This is a genomic window from Rhodobacter xanthinilyticus (assembly GCF_001856665.1).
In the GTDB taxonomy this organism is placed as follows: Bacteria; Pseudomonadota; Alphaproteobacteria; order Rhodobacterales; family Rhodobacteraceae; genus Rhodobacter; species Rhodobacter xanthinilyticus.
The window spans coordinates 2,527,581-2,548,085 of the sequence record NZ_CP017781.1 but is presented as its reverse complement, the minus strand read 5'-3'; the positions used below and the strand labels follow the sequence as shown (position 1 = coordinate 2,548,085).

The window sequence follows — 20,505 nt, the reverse complement described above, 5'->3', positions numbered from 1 at the left end:
GCCCGCGCCTTGCGGGGCGGCGCGCAATCCCGTATCAGGCCCTCTTGACCTGCCCATCCCGAAAGCCTGGAGGCCGCGATGTCGGAGAGCCCGAAGAAGCTGCATATCAAGACCTATGGCTGTCAGATGAACGTCTATGACAGCGAGCGCATGGCCGAGGCGATGGGCGCGAAGGGCTATGAGCTGACCGATGATCCGGCCGAGGCGGATATGGTGCTGCTCAACACCTGCCATATCCGGGAGAAGGCCGCCGAGAAGGTCTATTCCGATCTCGGCCGGCTGCGGCCGTTCAAGGAGGCCAGGCCCGATCTCAAGATCGGCGTGGCGGGCTGCGTGGCGCAGGCCGAGGGGGCGGAGATCATGCGCCGGATGCCGCTCGTCGATCTGGTGGTGGGCTCGCAGAATTATCACCGCCTGCCCGAGATGGTGGCGGCGGCCGAGCAGGGCGCGCGGCCCGTCGATACCGAATTCCCGCTCGAGGACAAGTTCGACCACCTGCCCGAGCGCCCGCTCGCGGCGCGCCCGACGGCGTTTCTGACGGTGCAGGAGGGCTGCGACAAGTTCTGCGCCTTTTGCGTCGTGCCCTATACCCGCGGGGCCGAGGTCTCGCGGCCGGCGGCGCGGATCCTAGCGGAGGCGCAAAAGCTCGTCGACAAGGGGGTGCGCGAGATCACGCTTCTGGGGCAGAACGTCAACGGCTATCACGGCGCGGGCGAGGGCGGCGATTGGGGCCTTGCGCGGCTCGTGCGGGCGCTGGCGCGCATCGACGGGCTCGAGCGGATCCGCTACACGACCTCGCACCCCAACGACATGGATGACGCGCTGATCGCGGCGCATGGCGAGGAGCCCAAGCTCATGCCCTATCTGCATCTGCCGGTGCAATCGGGCTCGGACCGGGTGCTCAAGGCGATGAACCGCAAGCATACCGCCGAGGACTATCTGCGCCTTGTCGAGCGGATCCGGGCGGCGCGGCCCGACATCATGCTCAGCTCGGATTTCATCGCGGGTTTCCCCGGCGAGAGCGATGAGGACCACCGCGCGACGCTCGATCTGATCGCGGCGGTGGGCTATGGCGCGGCGTTCTCGTTCAAATATTCGCCGCGGCCGGGCACGCCGGCGGCCGGGCGGGCGGGCGTGGCGCCCGAGGTGGCCGATGCGCGGCTGCAGGAGTTGCAGGCGCTGATCACCGCCCAGCAGCGCGCCGCGCAGGAGGGGATGGTGGGCCGCGAGGTCGGCGTTCTGTTCGAAAAACCCGGCCGGCTCGAGGGGCAATGGGTCGGGAAATCCGATTATCTTCAAGCGGTTCATGTCCGCGGCGCGGGGCTTGCGCCGGGGGTGCTCGCGCAGGTGAGAATCACCGAAAGCGGGCCGAATTCGCTGGGCGGCGAGCTGGTCGCGGGCTGATCCGCGGCCGGGCGCCCGGCGGGGCCGTTTGAAAAGTGTCTCAAATTTGGCGAAACCGTTTCCGTCGCGGCATGAAGCCCCGGCAACAGGCGGGGTTTGTTTTTGCATTGGATACAATATTTGGGGGAAATCTCTTCCAAAACCTCACAATTTTGCTACTCTCAGGGCGATTTAGGTTAATTTGACCGCGCGGCGGGGCCGCGTGGGTTTGGTATGGAGGCGGATGCGGCGATGGGCAAACTCTTGCAGGCATGGAAACCGATGGCCGGCGGGCTCGCCGTGGTCGCGCTGGCGCTGGGGGCGGGGCTCGCGCCGGCCGCCGCCCAGCAGGCCGTGCAATCGGAGAAATACATTCCCACCATCTGGATCGACCCGGATGGCTGCGAACATTGGGTGATGGATGACGGGGCCGAGGGCTTCATGGATATCCGCAAGACCCGCGACGGGCGCCCGGTGTGCCACCGCAATGTCTGCGGCGTGGTGCCGACCGACACGCTGTTCGCGACCGACAGCTCGAAGCTGACCGCGAAGGGGCGCGAATATCTCGAGGGCTTCTTCAAATCGGCTCAGGCGCGGACCTTCATCGTCACCGGCCACACCGACAGCCGCGCCTCGGATGAATATAACATGCGCCTCTCGAAAGGCCGCGCCGAAGCGGTCGCGGGCGTCGCGAAAGCGGTTGGCGCGCCGGTTCTGGCGGTCAACTGGTATGGCGAGCGTCAGCCGCGGGCGACCAACGCCACCGCCGCCGGCATGGCGCAAAACCGCCGTGTCGAAATCATCTGCGTGAAGTGAGGGGCGAGCGATGGCTGTGAAACAGGTTCTGATGATGATCGCGGCGGCCGGTGCGCTGGCGGCGTGCGAGGGCGGCCAGATCGGCCCCGACAAGACGTATGACCGTGGCATCAACGCCCACCATCTCTCGACGCTGAAAGCCGGCGTCTGGATCGACCCGGAGGGCTGCGACCACTGGATCGTCGATGACGGCGTGGAAGGTTATCTCTCGGCGCGTCTGGATGATTACGGCAAGCCGATCTGCTCGGGCGCGGGCCCGGCCAGCACCGCGGTCGGCCCGTTCAAGACGGGCACGCCGATCGCCGACCCGCTCTGATTTCGGGCATATATCTGCCTATAAAATAGGCAACAGGGCCGCGTGAGTGATCACGCGGCCTGATTTATGACGCCTTGATGATTTTCGCCGCGGCGAGCGCCTGAATCATAACCAAGGCTTGCGTGACTCGGGGGTTGGGGGCACCATATCTTTACCAACCCTTAGCCAGGAGATGTTCTTGGGCTTCAGCGCGATCACACCCCCGCCCCGCTCTCAAGAGGTGCATGAAACGCTTCTTGAGTTCCCTGACAACCGGCTGTTGATCGACCTGTGCGGAGAATTTGACCGCAATCTGGCCCAGATCGAGCACAAGCTCTCGGTCCATATCCTGCGCCGCGGCAACCAGCTTGCGGTGGTCGGCAGCCCCGAGGCGCAGCTTCAGGCCTCGGGCGTGCTCACCGCGCTTTATGAAAAGCTCGAGGCCGGCCGCGCGATCGACGCGGGCGAGATCGACAGCGCGATCCGGATGGGCGATTTCGGTCAGGCGGGCGTGAGCGTGGATGAACAGCTCGAGATGTTCGCCGCCGGCAAATACGAGATCCGCACCCGCAAGAAACAGGTCGAGCCGCGCACCGAGGCGCAGAAGGCCTATGTGCGCGCGCTGTTCGAAAACGAGCTGGCCTTCGGGATCGGGCCGGCGGGCACCGGCAAGACCTATCTGGCGGTCGCGGTGGGGGTCACCATGCTGATCGGCGGGCTCGTCGACAAGATCATCCTGAGCCGCCCCGCGGTCGAGGCGGGCGAGCGTCTGGGCTTCCTGCCGGGCGACATGAAGGAGAAGGTCGACCCCTACATGCAGCCGCTCTATGACGCGCTCAACGACTTCCTGCCGGCCAAGCAGATGCAGAAGCTGATGGAGGAAAAGCGCATCGAGATCGCGCCTCTGGCCTTCATGCGCGGGCGCACGCTGGCGAATGCGTTTGTGGTGCTCGACGAGGCGCAAAACGCCACGACGATGCAGATGAAGATGTTCCTCACCCGTCTGGGCCAGGGCTCGCGGATGGTGATCACGGGCGACCGCAGCCAGGTCGACCTGCCGCGCGGCGTGCCTTCGGGCTTGCAAGACGCCGAGCGCATTCTCGACGGGGTGAAGGGGATCTCGTTCAACTATTTCACCGCCTCCGATGTCGTGCGCCACCCCCTTGTGGCGCGCATCATTGACGCCTATGACCGCGCCGATGACGGAGCCGCTGGTTGATATCATGATCGAGGACCAGCGCTGGGATGAGGTTGCTCTCCCGGCGCTGGCCGAACGCGCCGCGCGCGCGGTTCTGGCCGCGCGTGGCCTTGCGGCGGAGGCGTTCGAGATCTCGCTTCTGGGCTGCGATGATGCCCGCATCGCCGCGCTCAACGCCGATTTCCGCGACAAGCCGCGGCCCACCAATGTGCTCAGCTGGCCCTCCGAGGAGCGCGCGGCCGAGGACGAGGGGGGCGAGCCCGAGCCGCCCGAGCCCTTCGCGCCGGGCATTCCCGAGGGCCTTGGCGATATCGCGATCGCCTACGAGACCTGCGCGCGCGAGGCCGCCGAGGCGGGCAAGCCGATGGCCGATCACGTCACGCATCTGATCGTGCATGGGGTGCTGCATCTGCTCGGTTTCGATCACATTCGCGAGGGCGATGCCGAGCTGATGGAAAAAATCGAGGTCGAGGTGCTTGCGGGAATGGGAATTGTTAACCCATATGAAGAATAATGCGGCCATGAAGGCCGGTTGTTTGGAAAGGACCGATGGGACAAGTCGCTGACGGGGCAGCCCCCGCCAACGCGCCTGCGTCAGAACTCGACGCGGGCGACAGTAGCTCCGAGCCGCAATCTCGCGGGTTTTTGGGGCGTATTTTCGAAGTTTTTTCCGGGACCGAGGCCGAGCCCTCGCAAGAGGCCGCGCCCGCCGCGGCCATGCCGGCGCCTGCGCCGCTGCCGGGGATGGGCAATTTGCGCAAGATGCGGGTGGGCGATGTCGCTCTGCCCAAGGTCGAGATCGTCGCCGTGCCGGTGTCGATCTCGCGCGAGGAGCTTGTCGAGGTGTTCCGCGCGCAGGGTTATTCGCGCATGCCCGTCTTCAAGGACACGCTCGACACGCCCCTGGGCCTTGTGCACCTGAAGGATCTTGCGCTCGAATATGGTTTTGGCGCGGCGCCGGGGCGGTTTTCGGTGCGCAAGATCTTGCGCCCGCTGCTGTATGTGCCGCCCTCGATGCCGATCGGGGTGCTGTTGCAGAAGATGCAGGTGCAGCGGATCCACATGGCGCTGGTGATCGACGAATATGGCGGGGTCGACGGGCTCGTCACGCTCGAGGATCTGATCGAGCAGGTGATCGGCGAGATCGAGGATGAGCATGACGAGGCGGAGGGCGGCTTCTGGAAGGAAGAGAAGCCCGGCCAGTGGATCGTGCAGGCGCGTGCGCCGCTCAAGGAGTTCGAGGCCGAGATCGGCGTGGTTCTGGCCGATGCCGAGGAGGAGGGCGAGATCGACTCGATGGGCGGGCTCGTCTTCATGCAGATCGGCCGGGTGCCGGCGCGCGGCGAGGTGATCATCGGCGAGAATGGCGTCGAATATGAGATTGTCGACGCCGATCCGCGGCGGATCAAGCGGCTGCGGGTGCGGCTGCCGGGCGTGGCGCCGGCGGAGTGAGATCTTGAGCTTGCGTCGCCCGAGGTGGCTCAAACTGCCCGCCTTTGCCCGCGCGCCGCGCCGCCCCGGCTGGGGGCGGCTCGCGGCGCTGGCGGCTTTGGGCGCCGTTTTCGCGGCGGGGCAGGCGCCCTTGGGGGCGTGGTATCTCGCGCTTCCGGCGCTGGGCGCGATTTTCGCGCTCGGCGCGCGGCGGGCGCCGGGCTGGAGCGGTTTTGCCGCGGGTTTCGGTTTCGGGCTCGCCGCGCTCTTCTGGATCGTCGAGCCGTTTCAGGTCGAGGCCGAGGTCTATGGCTGGATGGCGCCCTTCGCGCTCGTCGCGATGGCGGCGGGGATGGGGGCGTTCTGGGCGGCGGGCTTTGGCGCGGGCGCGCGGCTCGCGGGGGTCAAGGCGCCGCTCTGGCTCACCGCGCTCGGGCTCGGGCTCGGGCTCGCGGCGTCCGATGCGCTGCGCTCCTATCTCTTCACCGGGTTCCCCTGGGCGCTTGCGGGCCATATCTGGATCGCGACGCCGGTGGCGCAGGCGGCGGCCACGATCGGGCCGCTGGGGCTCGGGCTCGTGACCGTGCTCTCGGCGGCGTGGCCCGCCGGGGCGCGGCGCGCGCGGGCGGCGGCGGGGGCTGCGCTCGTCGCGGCGCTGGGGCTCGGCGCGCTCTGGGGGGCGGGGGCCTTGCGCCTTGCCGCGCCCGAGCCGGAGCGCGCGGCGCCGGTGCAGATCCGCCTCGTGCAGCCCAACGCGCCGCAGGACGAGAAATGGCTCCCCGAGTTCCGGCTCGACTTCTTCTACCGCGCGCTCGATCTGACGGCGCAAGACGCCGCGCCCGGCGCCCCCGCGCCCGATCTGATCGTCTGGCCCGAGACCTCGGCGCCCTTCCTGCTCGACCGCCCCGGCGACGGGCTCTCGATGGTGGCCGAGGCCGCCGCGGGCACGCCGGTCGCGCTCGGCATCCAGCGCGAGGAGGGGCTGCGCTATTTCAACAGCCTCGCGATGATCGGCCCCGGCGGCACGGTCGATGCGCTTTATGACAAGGCGCATCTGGTGCCCTTTGGCGAATATGTGCCCTTTGGCGATCTCGCCGCGCGGTTCGGCATTTCGGCTTTCGCGGCGCAGGAGGGCAACGGCTATTCCGCCGGGCCGGGCCCGCGTCTTCTCGATCTCGGGCCGCTCGGCCATCCGCTGCCGCTGATCTGCTACGAGGCGGTGTTCCCGCAAGATATCCTCGCCGCGCCCGCGCGCCCCGACTGGCTCTTGCAGATCACCAATGACGCCTGGTTCGGCACGCTCGCCGGCCCCTGGCAGCATTTCGCGCTCTCGCGGCTGCGCGCGATCGAGTTCGGCCTGCCGCTCGCGCGGGCGGCCAATACCGGCATCTCGGCGATGATCGATGCGAAAGGCCGCGTCACCGCCTCGCTCGGGCTGGGGCGCGCGGGCGTGGTCGATGCGGCGCTGCCGGCGGCCCTGCCCGCCACGCTCTACGCCCGCAGCGGCGATTTTCCTGTCCTTGCGCTTCTCGCCGCAATTTCGGCTTTAATTTACCTCTTTGGTCGAAAATACCGCGTTGACCTGACACCCCCGCAGGTCTAGGCAAACCCATCGAACCGTCACAACGGCTTCCTGGCGTGACGGGGTTATCCAATGGAGCAATTCTCAATGGCACGCGAAAACTACGTCTTTACTTCCGAATCCGTTTCGGAAGGCCACCCCGACAAGGTCTGCGACCGGATCTCCGACGCCGTCCTTGACGCTTTCCTCGCCGAGGAACCCAATGCCCGCGTGGCCTGCGAGACCTTCGCGACCACCAACCAGGTCGTCGTCGGCGGCGAGGTCGGGCTCTCCGATCAGGCCAAGCTCGCCGATTTCATGGGCCGCATCGACCATATCGTGCGCGATTGCGTGAAGGATATCGGCTATGAGCAGGACGCCTTCCACTGGGCGACGCTGAAATTCGCCAATTACCTGCACCCGCAATCGGCCCATATCAGCCAGGGCGTCGACAAGGATGGCGCCGGCGATCAGGGGATCATGTTCGGCTATGCGACCGACGAGACGCCCGAGCTGATGCCCGCGCCGATCCAGTATAGCCACGCGATCCTGCGCCGCCTCGCCGAGGCGCGCAAATCCGGCGCCGAGCCGACGCTCGGCCCCGATGCGAAATCGCAGCTTTCGGTGCGCTACGAGGGCGGCAAGCCCGTCGGCGTGACCTCGATCGTGCTCTCGACGCAGCATAAATTCGAGAGCCAGACCTCGGACGACATCCGCGCGATCGTCGAGCCCTATATCCGCGAGGTTCTGCCCGCGGGCTGGATCGACGAGAAGACCGAATGGTGGGTCAACCCCACCGGCACCTTCGTGATCGGCGGGCCCGATGGCGACGCGGGGCTGACCGGGCGCAAGATCATCGTCGATACCTATGGCGGCGCGGCGCCCCATGGCGGCGGGGCGTTCTCGGGCAAGGATCCGACCAAGGTCGACCGATCGGCGGCCTATGCGGCGCGCTATCTGGCCAAGAACGTCGTCGCGGCGGGGCTCGCCAGGAAGTGCCTGATCCAGGTCTCCTATGCGATCGGCGTGGCCAAACCGCTCTCGATCTATGCCGATACCTATGGCACCGGTGAGGTCGCGGATGAGGAAATCGAGCGCATCGTGGCGCAATGCATGGATCTCACCCCGCGCGGGATCCGCACGCATCTCGACCTGAACCGCCCGATCTATGCCCGCACCGCGGCCTACGGCCATTTCGGCCGCGCGCCGGAGGCGGATGGCGGCTTCTCCTGGGAGAAGACCGACCTGATCGAGGCGCTCAAGAAGGCGGTCTGATCCGCCTCTCTTTCATCTTGCCCGAAATATCCTCGGGGGGCGCGGGGGGCAGACAGCCCCCCGTTTCCACATCCAAAGCCCGCGGTGGCGCCGATGGTTTGCGCCGATCCTGCCTGCCTTCCGCGTGTCGTGCTGTGCGGCGCCGTCGCGGCGGGGGCTGTCTGCCCCCGCACCCCCGAGGATATTTCGGGCAAGATGAAAGGGCGGGGCTTGACCTTGGCGGGGCCGGGGGGCTAGAGGCCCGGCCCATGATGCAAGACAGTGACAGCCAGGCGGGCGCAGGCCCTGAGCCCGAGGTGACCTCCCCGGAGGCGGCCTCCGAGCGCTCGGAGTGGCGCAATTTCTACGGCCGGATCCGCGGCAAGACCATGCGTCAGAGCCAGAAGGCCTATCTTTCCGAGGATCTCGCGAGCCTCGCGCCGCGCGGCGTGACGCGGGAGGAGAACCCCGGCCGAGAGCTCATCGACCCGCAGGCGATCTTCGGCAATGACGCGCCGATCTGGCTCGAGGTGGGGTTCGGCGGCGGCGAGCATCTGGTGCATATGTGCGCGCGCTACCCGGAGGTGAACATCATCGGCTGCGAGCCCTTCATCAACGGCGTGGCGATGCTGCTTGGCAAGATCCGCGCGGCGGGGGTGACGAATATTGCGGTGCATCCGGGGGATGCGCGCGATCTGATGGATGTTCTGCCCGATGGCGCGCTGGCGAAGGCGTTTCTGAATTACCCCGACCCCTGGCCGAAGCGGCGCCATCATCGGCGGCGGTTCGTCACGCAGGACCATCTCGTGCCGCTTGCGCGCTGTCTGGCGCCGGGGGCCGAGTTCCGCGTTGCGACCGATATCCCGAGCTACATGGCGCAGGCCTTGCGCGAGGTGCCGCGCGCGGGGTTCGCGCTCACCGGCCATGGCGGCGAGGCCTGGGGCGACTGGATCTCGACGCGCTATGAGCAAAAGGCGCTGCGCGAGGGGCGTGTCCCCGATTACGCGACCTTCAGGCGGCTTTGAGGGCCCGCGGGGGGGGGCTTCCGGGCGCGCCGCCTTTGGGCTAACAGGGGGCGAGCAAGAGGGAGGCTTTCGATGTCTGGCCATGGTGATCCGATTCCGATGAAATCGCGCAAGGGGGGGCCGCTTGCGGGCGTGGCCGAGGTGCCGGGCGACAAGTCGATCTCGCATCGGGCGCTGATCCTCGGCGCGCTGTCGGTCGGGCGGACCGAGATCACCGGGCTCCTCGAGGGCCAGGACGTGCTCGACACCGCCAAGGCGATGCGGGCCTTCGGCGCGACCGTCACCCGCCACGGGCCGGGCGAGTGGAGCGTCGAGGGCGTCGGCGTGGGCGGCTTTGCCGAGCCCGCCGATGTCATCGATTGCGGCAATTCGGGCACCGGGGTGCGGCTGATCATGGGCTGCATGGCGAGCTCGCCGATCTCGGCGACGTTTACGGGCGACGCGAGCCTGCGCAAGCGGCCGATGGGGCGGGTGACCGACCCGCTCGCGCTTTTCGGCGCGCGGGCCTATGGGCGCGCGGGCGGGCGGCTGCCGATGACGATCGTCGGCGCGGCCGAGCCCGTGCCGGTCAGCTACACCACGCCGATGGCCTCCGCGCAGGTGAAATCGGCGGTGCTGCTCGCGGGGCTGAACGCGCCCGGCCAGACCGTCGTCATCGAGAAGGTGCCGACGCGCGATCATACCGAGCGGATGCTGAAGGGCTTTGGCGCCGAGATCACCGTCGAGGCCACCCCCGAGGGCAACCGCATCACCCTGCAGGGCCAGCCCGAGCTCACCGCGCAGCGCGTCGCGGTGCCGCGCGACCCGTCCTCGGCGGCCTTCCCGGTCTGCGCCGCGCTCCTCGTGCCGGGCTCGGATATTCTCGTGCCGGGCGTCAGCCAGAACCCGACCCGCAACGGGCTGTTCCTGACGCTGCGGGACATGGGCGCCGATATCGAATTCCTCAACCCGCGCGAAGAGGGCGGCGAGCCGGTCGCCGACCTGCGCGTGCGCTACTCCGAGCTCACCGGCATCGACGTGGCCCCCGAGCGCGCCTCCTCGCAGATCGACGAATACCCGGTGCTCTCGGTGGTCGCGGCCTGCGCGCGCGGCACCACGGTGATGCGCGGCGTGCATGAGCTGCGCGTCAAGGAAAGCGACCGGATCGACGCGATGGCGCGCGGTCTCGAGGCCTGCGGCGTGCGCGTCGAGGAAGATGACGATACGCTGATCGTCCATGGCATGGGCCCGGGCGGCGTGCCGGGCGGGGCGACCTGCGCCACCCATATCGACCACCGGATCGCGATGAGCTTCCTGATCCTCGGCCTCGCCGCCCAGGCGCCGATCGCGGTCGATGACGGCTCGCCGATCGCGACCTCCTTCCCGGTCTTCGAGGAGCTGATGGCGGGCCTTGGCGCGGTGATCGAACGGGGCTGACCGCCTCGTTTCTTCTTGGCATAAATACGCAAACTCCGCCGGCGGCGGGGCGGGACGAGGGGCAGAGGCGATGATCTTCACGGTGGCGATCGACGGCCCGGCGGCGGCGGGCAAGGGCACGATCTCGCGCGCGGTGGCGGCGCGGTTCGGCTTTGCGCATCTCGATACGGGGCTGCTCTACCGCGCAGTGGGCGCCAAGGGGGGCGATCCGGTCGCGGCCGCCGAAAGCCTCTCGGCCGAGGATCTCGCGCGCGGCGATCTGCGCTCGCTCGCCGCGGGCCAGGCCGCCTCGCGCGTCGCGGTGATCCCCGAGGTGCGTGCCGCGCTGACCGAGTTTCAGCGCCGCTTTGCCCGCCAGCCGGGCGGCGCGGTGCTCGACGGGCGCGATATCGGCACGGTGATCTGCCCCGAGGCCGAGGTGAAGCTCTATGTCACCGCGAGCCCCGAGGTGCGCGCGCATCGCCGCTGGCTCGAGGTCGGCGGCGACGAGGCCGAGGTCCTGGCCGAGGTGCGCGAGCGCGATGCGCGCGACATGGGCCGCGCCGATGCGCCTTTGCGCCCGGCCGAGGAGGCCGAGATCCTCGACACCTCCGAGATGACGATCGAGGCGGCGGTGGCGGCGGCGGTCGCTTTGATCGAGGCCGCGCTGGGGCGCGCGCGGTGAGCCCCGCGCGGGTCATTTTGCACCTGCCTGAGCGCTACGAGGCGCTGATCGAAAAGCGCCGCCGGCCGCTCCTTTACACCCGGATCCTCGACATGATCGCCGCGCGCGGGGGCACCGCGCTGATCGGGTCGCGCCACCCGCCGCGCGCCCCGGACGGCGATCTGCATATCACCGACAACGCCCGCGCCCCGGGCCCCGGGGGGCTCAGCGCCGCGACCGCCTATCTCGAGGATTTCTGGCATCTCGACCCCGAGGGCGTGCTCGCGGGCTCCTCGATCCGGCATGAGACCTTCCGCCCGCGTGCGGTCGAGGGGGCGGCGGCGCGGGCCTTCGTGCGCGGCCTGCGGGCGAGGTTCGTGGCGCCGCGGCGCGGGCGCTATGGCCAAAAACGCGCGCTCGAGAGATTTCCGAAGGGGGCGCTTGCGGTCTTCTTGCAGGGCCCCGCGCCCTATCGCGCGGGGCAGGCCTTTTGCGAGGCCGAGGTGATGGTGCGCACGGTTCTGGCGGGCGCAGAGGGGCGACCGGTGATCGTGAAGGCGCATCCGCTCGCGCTCGAGGAGGGGCGGGCGCTGATCGCGCGGCTGCGCGCCGAGGGCGCGCTGGGCGCGCAGATGATCGAGACGGATGCCAATATCCACGACATTCTTGCAGCCTGCGCGGCGACGATCTCGGTCAATTCCGCCGCCGCGATCGAGGGGTTTTTGCATGGCAAGCCCGCGCTTTTGTTCGGGCAGAGCGATTTTGCGCAAGCCGCGGTGAGCGTGCGCGAGCCGGGCGCGTTTGGCGCCGCGCTGGCGCAGGCGCTTGGCACCGATTGGCCCCATGTGCGCTTTCTCTACTGGTATTTCGGGCTCCACTGCCTCTGGCTCGACGACCCCGATCTCGAGGCGAAGATCCTCGCGATCTTTGCCCGGGCGGGGTTCGATGCCCACCGGCTGGGGCTTGCGCCATGAGGGGGGCGGCGTTTGCGCTCCTGATCGCGCTGGCCGCGCCGGCCGGGGCCGCGCCGCCGCGGGCGGGGCTTTTGTGGGCCGAGACCGCCTTGCCGCGCACGCTTCCCCTGCAGGTCAAGACCGCGCCGGGGGCGGATTATTACCTCGTCTTGCGCGATGCCTCGAGCGGGGCGGATGTGCTCGGCGCCTATCTGCAGGGCGGGGCGTTCTTCCGGGTGCTGGTGCCGCCGGGGCGGTATGCGCTCAAATTCGCGCGCGGTCCGGGGGCGGATTGGGCGGGCGAGGGGGCGCTTTTCGGCCCCGCGACCGAGAGTTTCGCGCTTGAGGCGCCGCTCGACTTCGCGGTGACCGGCGCCGCGCGCAAGGGCGGGCAGATCGTCGATCTGCGCGATCCCGGCGCGATCTCGGTGCGCCCGGTGGGGATCTGTCAGGCGCGCTCGCCCGTGCGCGACGACCGCCTCAAGCCCTCGCCCGGGGTGGAGACCGGCCCGCCCTTCACCGCGCCCGCGATGATCCTGCGCGCGCGGATCTGCGATTGAGCCAGTAAATACGGGGGCTTTCGCGCCCGCGGCGGTGGATTAGCGCTTGTCGCATGGGGGAATCGCGCCTATACGGGCCGCGCTTGGGTCGCGCGAGGTCTCCTCGGGCGCGTCCGGCATATCCACAAAAGACCGGCGGAGCCAACCGCATGGCCAGAAAACCCATGTAAAGGAAACTCAGACGCATGTGCGCTAAAGCAACCATGGAAGACTTCGAAGCCCTCCTCAACGAGAGCCTCGAGATCGACACCCCGAACGAAGGTTCGGTTGTCAAGGGCAAGGTCATCGCCATCGAGGCGGGCCAGGCCATCATCGACGTCGGCTACAAGATGGAAGGCCGCGTCGACCTGAAAGAATTCGCCAACCCGGGCGAGGCCCCGACCATCGCCGTGGGCGATGAAGTCGAAGTCTACCTCGACCGCGTTGAAAACGCCCGTGGCGAAGCCGTCATCTCGCGCGAGAAAGCGCGCCGCGAAGAGGCCTGGGATCGTCTCGAGAAAGCCTATGCTTCGGAAGAGCGCGTCGATGGCGCCATCTTCGGTCGCGTCAAGGGCGGCTTCACCGTCGACCTCGGCGGCGCCGTGGCCTTCCTGCCGGGCAGCCAAGTCGACGTCCGCCCGGTGCGCGACGCCGGCCCGCTCATGGGTCTCAAGCAGCCGTTCCAGATCCTCAAGATGGACCGTCGTCGTGGCAACATCGTTGTCTCGCGCCGCGCGATCCTCGAGGAAAGCCGCGCCGAACAGCGCGCCGAAGTCATCGGCAACCTCACCGAAGGTCAGGTTGTGGAAGGCGTCGTCAAGAACATCACCGAATACGGTGCGTTCGTTGACCTCGGCGGCGTTGACGGCCTGCTCCATGTCACCGACATGGCGTGGCGCCGCGTGAACCACCCGTCGGAGATCCTCACGATCGGCGAGACCGTCAAGGTCCAGGTCGTCAAGATCAACAAGGACACCCACCGCATCTCGCTGGGCATGAAGCAGCTCCAGAACGATCCGTGGGATTCGGTCGAGCAGAAATTCCCGATCGGGTCGGTCCACAAGGGCCGCGTGACCAACATCACCGATTACGGCGCTTTCGTGGAGCTGGAAGCCGGTGTCGAAGGTCTCGTTCACGTCTCGGAAATGTCCTGGACCAAGAAGAACGTGCACCCCGGCAAGATCGTCTCGACCTCGCAAGAGGTTGACGTCATGGTGCTCGAGATCGACACCGCGAAGCGTCGCGTGTCGCTCGGCCTCAAGCAGTGCATGCGCAACCCGTGGGAAGTCTTCGCGGAAGCCCACCCGGTTGGCTCGGTCATCGAAGGCGAAGTCAAGAACATCACCGAATTCGGTCTGTTCATCGGCCTCGAGAACGATATCGACGGCATGGTGCACCTGTCGGATCTGAGCTGGGAACAGCGCGGCGAAGACGCGATCCAGAACTACCGCAAGGGCGATATCGTCAAGGCGGCGGTCACCGAGGTGGATATCGAGAAAGAGCGCATCTCGCTCTCGATCAAGGCGCTCGACGCCGACACCTTCTCGGACGCGGTTGACGGCGTGAAGCGCGGCTCGGTGATCACCGTGACCGTGACCGCGATCGAAGATGGCGGCATCGAGGTCGAATACAACGGCATGAAATCCTTCATCCGTCGTTCGGATCTCGCCCGTGATCGTGCCGATCAACGCCCCGAGCGCTTCCAGGTTGGCGATCATGTCGACGTTCGCGTCGTCAACGTCGACAGCAAGACCCGCAAGCTCGGCGTGTCGATCAAGGCGCGCGAAATCGCCGAAGAGAAAGAAGCCGTCGAACAATACGGCTCGTCGGACTCGGGCGCGTCGCTCGGGGACATCCTCGGCGCGGCTCTCAAAGCCAAGGAATAATCGCGCGGCTCACGCGTGATGCGCGGCCTCGCCCGAAAGGGCGGGGCCGTTTTCTTTGCGTGATTCGCCGCGCGGGGCGGCTTTGGGCGCAATCGGCGGGGGCGCGCGGGGCGCCCGGAGTGCCTGCCGTTGCGGCAAATTGGCTCCTGCGCCGCGCTTTCGAGGATTTTACCGCCTTCCAAGCCTTTGATGTTTGTGCGGAAAAAAAATCGCCTTATAGTCGGGGCAGAACAAAACCGGGTCTGCCGCCCGGATACCCTGGGGGGAATGACCGGAATGATCCGCTCGGAATTGATCGCGAAGATTGCCGAAGAAAATCCGCACCTGTTTCAGCGAGACGTCGAAAAGATCGTCAACACGATCTTTGAGGAGATCATCGAAGCCATGGCGCGGGGCGACCGGGTCGAGCTGCGCGGCTTTGGCGCCTTCTCGGTGAAGAAGCGCGATGCGCGCACCGGGCGCAACCCGCGCACCGGCACCGCCGTCGACGTGGCCGAGAAAGCGGTGCCGTTCTTCAAGACCGGCAAGCTCCTGCGCGATCGGCTCAACGGCGAGGCCTGAGCCATGATGCGGGCGCTGCGCTGGCTGTTTCTGGCCGTTCTTGCGCTCGGCCTGATCGGGCTGGCGCTGGCCAATCGTGAGATCGTGACGCTGCGCGTTCTGCCGCCCGAGGCGGGGGAGTTCCTCGGCTATGGCTGGGCGGTGCAGGTGCCGATGTTTCTCGTGATCTTCGCGGGGGTGTTGATCGGGCTCTTCATCGGCTTCGTCTGGGAATGGCTGCGCGAGCACAAGATCCGCTCGACCGCGACGCGCGCCACGCGCAAGGCCACCCGCCTCGAGGGCGAGGTGGAGCGGCTGCGCGAGCGTGCGCAGGGGCCCAAGGACGAGGTTCTGGCGCTTCTCGAGAAGCCCGGGCGCTGAGATGGTCACCATTGCTGTCAATCGCGGCCGCCCCGGCGGGGTTCGGGTCAAGATCTGCGGGCTGACCGAGCCCGCCCATGTCGCCGCCGCGGCCGAGGCGGGCGCGGGGTATCTGGGCTTTGTGTTCTTCCCGAAAAGCCCGCGCAATGTCTCGATCGCGCAGGCGCGCGGGCTCGCGCTCGAGGCGCCCTTTGGCGTGGCGAAGGTGGGGCTCGTGGTCAACCCGAGCGACGCCGAGCTCGATGCGATCCTGGCCGAGGTGCCGCTCGACATGGTGCAGCTGCATGGCGCCGAGACCCCGGAGCGGGTGGCCGAGATCCGCGCGCGGGTGGGCTTGCCGGTGATGAAGGCGGTGGGCGTGGCCGAGGCGGGCGATCTCGCGCGGTTGCCGGCCTATGAGGCGGTGGCGGATCAGATCCTCGTCGATGCGAAGGCGCCGAAGGGGGCCGATCTGCCGGGCGGCAATGGGCTTGCGTTCGACTGGCGGCTGATCGCGGGGCGGGAATGGGCGCGGCCCTGGATGCTCGCGGGGGGGCTGACGCCCGCCAATGTGGCGCAGGCGGTGCGGCTGACCGGCGCGGCGCAGGTCGATGTCTCCTCGGGCGTGGAAAACGCGCCGGGGGTGAAGGATGCGGGGCTGATCCGCGCCTTCATCGCGGCGGCGCAGGGCGGCTGAGCCGGCCGGGGAGGGGGCTCTGCCCCCGCGCCCTCCGGGGCGCCCCCCGAGGTATTTTCGGCAAGATGAAGGCCCGGCGCTTTACCCGCAGGGGCAATCGCGCTAGATCGGCGGATGTGGATTTGCGCGAGGTGAGACGATGCCCGAAGACCTTCCCAACAGCTTCATGACCGGGCCCGACGAGAACGGGCGGTTCGGGATTTTTGGCGGGCGGTTCGTGTCGGAGACGCTGATGCCGCTGATCCTCGCGCTCGAGGCCGAGTATGAGCACGCCAAGACCGACCCGACGTTCTGGGCCGAGATGGAAGATCTGTGGAAGCATTATGTGGGCCGGCCCTCGTCGCTCTACTATGCCTCGCGGCTGACCGAGGAACTGGGCGGCGCCAAGATCTATCTCAAGCGCGAAGATCTCAACCACACCGGCGCGCACAAGATCAACAACGTGCTGGGCCAGATCCTGCTCGCGCGGCGGATGGGCAAGACCCGGATCATCGCCGAGACGGGCGCGGGCCAGCATGGCGTGGCGACCGCCACCGTTTGCGCGAAATTCGGTTTGAAATGCGTGGTTTACATGGGCGCGACCGATGTCGAGCGGCAGGCGCCCAACGTCTTCCGCATGAAACTTCTCGGCGCCGAAGTGGTGCCGGTGACCTCGGGGCGCGGCACGCTGAAGGATGCGATGAACGACGCGCTGCGCGATTGGGTGACCAATGTGCGCGACACGTTCTACTGCATCGGCACGGTCGCGGGCCCGCATCCCTACCCGGCGATGGTGCGCGATTTCCAGGCGATCATCGGCAAGGAAGCCCGCTGGCAGCTCGAGGAGCAGGAGGGCGCGGGGCGCCTTCCCGACACGGTGATCGCCGCGATCGGGGGTGGCTCGAACGCGATGGGCCTGTTCTACCCGTTCCTCGACGACCCTTCGGTGCGGATCATCGGGGTCGAGGCAGGGGGCCACGGCGTTGATGAGCGGATGGAGCATTGCGCCTCGCTCACCGGCGGGCGCCCGGGCGTGCTGCACGGCAACCGCACCTATCTTCTGCAAGACGAGGACGGCCAGATCCTCGAGGGCCATTCGATCTCGGCGGGGCTCGATTACCCCGGCATCGGCCCGGAACACGCCTGGCTCCACGACATCGGCCGCGCGCAATATGTCTCGGTCACCGATGACGAGGCGCTCGAGGCCTTCCAGATGCTGTGCCGGCTCGAGGGGATCATCCCCGCGCTCGAGCCGAGCCACGCGCTCGCCCATGTCACGAAGATCGCGCCGAGCCTGCCCAAGGACCATATCATCGTGGTCAACCTTTCGGGCCGCGGCGACAAGGATATCTTCTCGGTCGCGCGCTATCTGGGCGTCGAGATGAAGGCCTGATCTCTCCCCGGGGGAGTGTCGGAAAGCCCCGCTTTTGGCGGGGCTTTCGCGTTCTCAGCCCTTGAGACAGGCCGAGATCGAGGCCCCGAGCCCGCGCAGGAGCGCCTCGTAAAGCCCCGGCCCATAAGGCAAAGTGCTGCCCGAAGGGTCGAGCGCATCGCCGATCCGCACGCCCGTGCCCTCGACGAGCTGGGCGAGCTGGCGCGGGTCGTGCTGGCCCTCGGGGAAGGCGCAGACGATGCCGTCCTTGGCCATCTCGGCTTGCAGCTCGGCCAGATGCGCGGCGCCCGGCTCGGTGGCATCGCCGAGCGCGATCGACCCGGCGGCGGCGAGCCCGTAATGATCGGCGAAATAGCCGTAGGCCTCATGGAAGGTGACGAAGGGTTTGCCTGCGACGGGGGCGAGCTCGGCCGTCAGCGCGGCGTCGAGATCGGCGAGGCGGGCCTGCGCGGCGGCGGCATTGGCGGCGTAGGTTGCGGCGTTTTCCGGGTCGAGGCGGCCCAGCTCCGCGGCGATCAGGCCGAGCCAGACCTGCCCGTTTTGCGGGTCGAGCCAGGCATGCGGGTCGACGCCCTCATGATCGTGGTCGTCCTCGCCCGCAGCCTCGGCCTCGGCCTCATGGTCGTGGTCATGCGCGCCCGCCGCGAAGCTGCGCCGGAACGTGCCTTCGGCATCGAGCAGCGCGAGCGAGGGCGCCTCGGGGGCCATCGCGGCGCGGGCGCGCTCGAGCCAGGGCGTCATCTCCGGCCCGACCCAGAGGATCAACCCCGCATCTTGAAGTGCTGCCGCCTGCGAGGGCTTCATCTGGTAGTGATGCGCGTCGGCGCCCTGTGCGAGCAGGATCTCGGGCGTGCCCAGATCGCCCATCACCTGCGCCGCGAGAGACTGCACCGCGGGCAGATCGGTGACCACCCGCGGCACCTCGGCTGCGGCGGGCAGGGCGGCGAGCAGGGCAGGCAGGGCGAAAGAAATCGGGCGCATGGCGGTCTCCGGCTTGTGGTTGGGGCTCGATGTATTTATGTTATGACATAACATGTCAAGTGAAATGTGATACCATAACATGACTTCCGTCGAGCCCTCCGCCTTTTCCCCCCATGACCACGCCCACTGCGCGGGCGACACGCTGGCGCGCGCCGAGGCCGAGGCCGCGCGGCGGGGGCTGCGGCTCACTCCGGTGCGCCGGCGCACGCTCGAGATCCTGCTCGAGGCGCATCGTGCGATGGGGGCCTATGAGGTGCTCGACCGGCTCGCCGCCGAGGGCTTTGGCAACCAGCCGCCGGTGGCCTATCGCGCGCTCGAATTCCTCACCGAGCATGGGCTCGCGCATCGGGTGCGCCGCCTCAACGCCTTTGCTGCCTGCATGCACCCGGGCGAGGATCATGCGCCGGTGTTCCTGATCTGCCGCGAATGCGATGGCGTGGCCGAGGCCGCCGCGGCGCCGGTGCGCGCGGCGCTCGAGGCTGCGGCGGGGGCGCTCGGCTTCACGGTGGAGCGCGCCAATATCGAGGCGCTGGGGCTGTGCCCGGGCTGCAAGGATCGTCTCAATGTCGCGTGACAAGCCTCTGATTTCGGCGGAAAATCTCTCCGTTCGCCACGGGGAGACGGTGGTGCTCTCGGGGGTGCGCTTCGCGATCCGCACGGGCGAGATCGTGACCGTCGTCGGGCCCAACGGCTCGGGGAAATCGACGCTGATCCGGGCGCTGATCGGGCTCGAGCCCGCAGCGACCGGCGTCGTGACCCGCGCGCCGGGGCTGGTGATCGGCTATGTGCCGCAAAAGCTCCATATCGACGCGAGCCTGCCGATGAGCGTGCGCCGGTTTCTGTCGCTGCCGCGCCGGGTGAGCGAGGCCGAGGCGGAGGCGGCGCTTGCGCGCACCGGCGTGCCGGGGCTTGGCGCGCGCCCCCTCGCGGGGCTCTCCGGCGGCCAGTTCCAGCGCGTTCTCCTCGCCCGCGCGCTGCTTGCCCGCCCCGAGATCCTGATCCTCGACGAGCCGACCCAGGGCCTCGACCAGCCCGGCACGGCGGCCTTCTACCGGCTGATCGAGGAGGTCCGGCGCGAGAGCGGCTGCGCGGTGCTGATGGTCAGCCACGACCTCCATGTCGTGATGTCCGCCTCTGACCGGGTGATCTGTCTCAACGGCCATGTCTGCTGCGAGGGCACGCCGCGGGTCGTCTCCGAGGCGCCGGAATATCGCGCGCTCTTCGGGCTCGGCACGGGCGGCGCCTTCGCGCTCTACCGCCATGTCCACGACCACGACCATGAGGCAGATGCCGCACGGGCGCCACACGCCCCCCACCCCCATGACTGCGAGTGCGACCACGACCATGCTTGACGATTTTCTTCTGCGCGCGGCGCTCGCGGGGCTCGGGCTGACCCTGGCGACCGGGCCGCTTGGCTCTTTCGTGGTCTGGCGGCGCATGGCCTATTTTGGGGATGCGACCTCGCATGCCGCTATCCTTGGTGTGGCGCTGGCCTTCGGGCTCGGGCTGCCGGTCTATGCGGGGACGCTGATCGTGGCGCTCGCGGTGGCGGTGACGGTCGCCTCGCTCTCCGGGCGCGGCCACGCGAGCGATACGGTCCTTGGCGTGATCGCCCATTCCGCGCTCGCCTTCGGGCTCGTCGCGGCCTCGTTCCTGAGCGGGCTGCGGGTCGATCTCTCGGCCTTCCTCTTCGGCGATATCCTGGCGGTCAGCCGTGCCGATCTCGCGGTGATCTGGGGCGGCGCGGCGGCGGTGGCGGGGCTTCTCGCCTGGCGCTGGCAGGGCCTGCTGACCGCTACCGTCAGCGAGGCGCTGGCCCGCGCCTCCGGCCTCGATCCGCGCCGCGAGCGCCTCGTCCTCACGCTCGCGCTCGCGCTCACCGTCGCAGTCGCGATCAAGATCGTCGGCGCCCTTCTGATCGCGGCGCTGCTGATCGTGCCGGCCGCCACCGCGCGCCAGATCGCCCGCTCGCCCGAGGCCATGGCGCTCGGCGCAACCCTCACCGGCGCGGCCTCGGTGCTCGCCGGGCTCTGGGCCTCGCTGCGCTTCGACACCCCCGCCGGCCCCTCGATCGTGGCGGCCGCGGCGATCCTGTTCCTGGCCTCGCTGGTGCTGCGCCGACCCTGAAAAAGGGGCCCCGCCAGCCCCTTCAACG

Annotated in this window: 22 protein-coding genes and 1 riboswitch; of the genes, 21 read left to right on the top strand and 1 reads right to left on the bottom strand. The window is 68.4% G+C overall.

All coding sequences use genetic code 11. From position 1 onward, the window contains the following. Positions 1 to 78 precede the first annotated feature (78 nt). The 18 genes from miaB (at position 79) to trpB (ending at position 17,369) form a co-directional block, all read left to right on the top strand. Positions 79 to 1,404, top strand: coding sequence for a tRNA (N6-isopentenyl adenosine(37)-C2)-methylthiotransferase MiaB (miaB, locus tag LPB142_RS12425; protein ID WP_068765746.1), 1,326 nt, complete (start codon positions 79 to 81; stop codon positions 1,402 to 1,404). 231 nt (positions 1,405 to 1,635) lie between these two features. Then, a complete protein-coding gene (locus LPB142_RS12420) occupies positions 1,636 to 2,199 on the top strand; it encodes an OmpA family protein (protein ID WP_068765912.1) in 564 nt (187 codons plus the stop codon). Positions 2,200 to 2,209: 10 nt separating this feature from the next. Next, the gene (locus LPB142_RS12415; RefSeq protein ID WP_068765747.1) at positions 2,210 to 2,515 is read left to right on the top strand and encodes a hypothetical protein; all 306 of its coding nucleotides are present in this window, start codon (positions 2,210 to 2,212) and stop codon (positions 2,513 to 2,515) included. Positions 2,516 to 2,687: 172 nt separating this feature from the next. Next, complete coding sequence (locus LPB142_RS12410; protein WP_068765748.1) at positions 2,688 to 3,713, top strand: PhoH family protein; 1,026 nt, start codon at positions 2,688 to 2,690, stop codon at positions 3,711 to 3,713. Next, on the top strand, positions 3,694 to 4,206 hold the full coding sequence (ybeY, locus tag LPB142_RS12405) for an rRNA maturation RNase YbeY (protein WP_232230890.1): 513 nt from the start codon (positions 3,694 to 3,696) through the stop codon (positions 4,204 to 4,206). The genes LPB142_RS12410 and ybeY overlap by 20 nt, the downstream gene beginning before the upstream one ends. A 35-nt stretch (positions 4,207 to 4,241) precedes the next feature. Beyond that, positions 4,242 to 5,144 carry a hemolysin family protein gene (locus LPB142_RS12400; RefSeq protein ID WP_068765749.1) on the top strand — a complete coding sequence of 301 codons (903 nt, stop codon included), beginning with the start codon at positions 4,242 to 4,244 and terminating at the stop codon, positions 5,142 to 5,144. Between the two features lie 10 nt (positions 5,145 to 5,154). Next, the gene (gene lnt, locus LPB142_RS12395) at positions 5,155 to 6,726 is read left to right on the top strand and encodes an apolipoprotein N-acyltransferase (RefSeq protein ID WP_394328611.1); all 1,572 of its coding nucleotides are present in this window, start codon (positions 5,155 to 5,157) and stop codon (positions 6,724 to 6,726) included. An 11-nt stretch (positions 6,727 to 6,737) separates the two neighbouring features. Next, positions 6,738 to 6,785: riboswitch (SAM-SAH riboswitch) on the top strand. Positions 6,786 to 6,792: 7 nt separating this feature from the next. After that, positions 6,793 to 7,959: a methionine adenosyltransferase gene (metK, locus tag LPB142_RS12390; protein ID WP_071166570.1), complete on the top strand. Its 1,167-nt coding sequence runs from the start codon at positions 6,793 to 6,795 to the stop codon at positions 7,957 to 7,959. 248 nt (positions 7,960 to 8,207) lie between these two features. Continuing rightward, on the top strand, positions 8,208 to 8,963 hold the full coding sequence (trmB, locus tag LPB142_RS12385) for a tRNA (guanine(46)-N(7))-methyltransferase TrmB (protein ID WP_232230888.1): 756 nt from the start codon (positions 8,208 to 8,210) through the stop codon (positions 8,961 to 8,963). A gap of 72 nt (positions 8,964 to 9,035) precedes the next feature. Next, complete coding sequence (gene aroA, locus LPB142_RS12380; RefSeq protein ID WP_071166569.1) at positions 9,036 to 10,379, top strand: 3-phosphoshikimate 1-carboxyvinyltransferase; 1,344 nt, start codon at positions 9,036 to 9,038, stop codon at positions 10,377 to 10,379. 70 nt (positions 10,380 to 10,449) lie between these two features. Next, positions 10,450 to 11,043 (top strand): (d)CMP kinase, encoded by a 594-nt coding sequence (locus LPB142_RS12375; RefSeq protein ID WP_071166568.1) that lies wholly within the window; start codon positions 10,450 to 10,452, stop codon positions 11,041 to 11,043. Next, positions 11,040 to 11,996, top strand: a complete 957-nt coding sequence (locus tag LPB142_RS12370; RefSeq protein ID WP_071166567.1) for a capsular polysaccharide export protein, LipB/KpsS family — start codon at positions 11,040 to 11,042, stop codon at positions 11,994 to 11,996. Before LPB142_RS12375 ends, LPB142_RS12370 begins: the two co-directional genes overlap by 4 nt. Then, complete coding sequence (locus LPB142_RS12365; protein WP_071166566.1) at positions 11,993 to 12,535, top strand: hypothetical protein; 543 nt, start codon at positions 11,993 to 11,995, stop codon at positions 12,533 to 12,535. Before LPB142_RS12370 ends, LPB142_RS12365 begins: the two co-directional genes overlap by 4 nt. Positions 12,536 to 12,720: 185 nt before the next feature. Further along, entirely contained in the window at positions 12,721 to 14,400 is a 1,680-nt protein-coding gene (gene rpsA, locus LPB142_RS12360) for a 30S ribosomal protein S1 (RefSeq protein ID WP_071166565.1), read from the top strand. Positions 14,401 to 14,676: 276 nt separating this feature from the next. Beyond that, positions 14,677 to 14,961 carry an integration host factor subunit beta gene (gene ihfB / locus LPB142_RS12355; RefSeq protein ID WP_068765756.1) on the top strand — a complete coding sequence of 95 codons (285 nt, stop codon included), beginning with the start codon at positions 14,677 to 14,679 and terminating at the stop codon, positions 14,959 to 14,961. A gap of 3 nt (positions 14,962 to 14,964) precedes the next feature. Continuing rightward, positions 14,965 to 15,321: a LapA family protein gene (locus tag LPB142_RS12350; protein WP_068765757.1), complete on the top strand. Its 357-nt coding sequence runs from the start codon at positions 14,965 to 14,967 to the stop codon at positions 15,319 to 15,321. A gap of 1 nt (position 15,322) precedes the next feature. Next, complete coding sequence (locus LPB142_RS12345) at positions 15,323 to 15,997, top strand: phosphoribosylanthranilate isomerase (RefSeq protein ID WP_071166564.1); 675 nt, start codon at positions 15,323 to 15,325, stop codon at positions 15,995 to 15,997. Positions 15,998 to 16,136: 139 nt separating this feature from the next. Continuing rightward, entirely contained in the window at positions 16,137 to 17,369 is a 1,233-nt protein-coding gene (trpB, locus tag LPB142_RS12340) for a tryptophan synthase subunit beta (RefSeq protein WP_071166563.1), read from the top strand. Positions 17,370 to 17,423: 54 nt separating this feature from the next. On the opposite strand, the gene LPB142_RS12335 is transcribed toward trpB, so the two are convergent. Beyond that, positions 17,424 to 18,350, bottom strand: coding sequence for a zinc ABC transporter substrate-binding protein (locus LPB142_RS12335; RefSeq protein WP_071166562.1), 927 nt, complete (start codon positions 18,348 to 18,350; stop codon positions 17,424 to 17,426). 79 nt (positions 18,351 to 18,429) lie between these two features. Between LPB142_RS12335 and LPB142_RS12330 the strand changes: the two genes are divergently transcribed. The 3 genes from LPB142_RS12330 to LPB142_RS12320 are packed head-to-tail and all read left to right on the top strand — an operon-like array spanning position 18,430 to position 20,477. Beyond that, positions 18,430 to 18,924, top strand: a complete 495-nt coding sequence (locus LPB142_RS12330; protein ID WP_071166561.1) for a Fur family transcriptional regulator — start codon at positions 18,430 to 18,432, stop codon at positions 18,922 to 18,924. Beyond that, entirely contained in the window at positions 18,914 to 19,702 is a 789-nt protein-coding gene (locus LPB142_RS12325) for an ATP-binding cassette domain-containing protein (RefSeq protein WP_071166560.1), read from the top strand. The genes LPB142_RS12330 and LPB142_RS12325 overlap by 11 nt, the downstream gene beginning before the upstream one ends. Next, on the top strand, positions 19,695 to 20,477 hold the full coding sequence (locus tag LPB142_RS12320; protein ID WP_071166559.1) for a metal ABC transporter permease: 783 nt from the start codon (positions 19,695 to 19,697) through the stop codon (positions 20,475 to 20,477). The genes LPB142_RS12325 and LPB142_RS12320 overlap by 8 nt, the downstream gene beginning before the upstream one ends. Positions 20,478 to 20,505 lie beyond the last annotated feature (28 nt).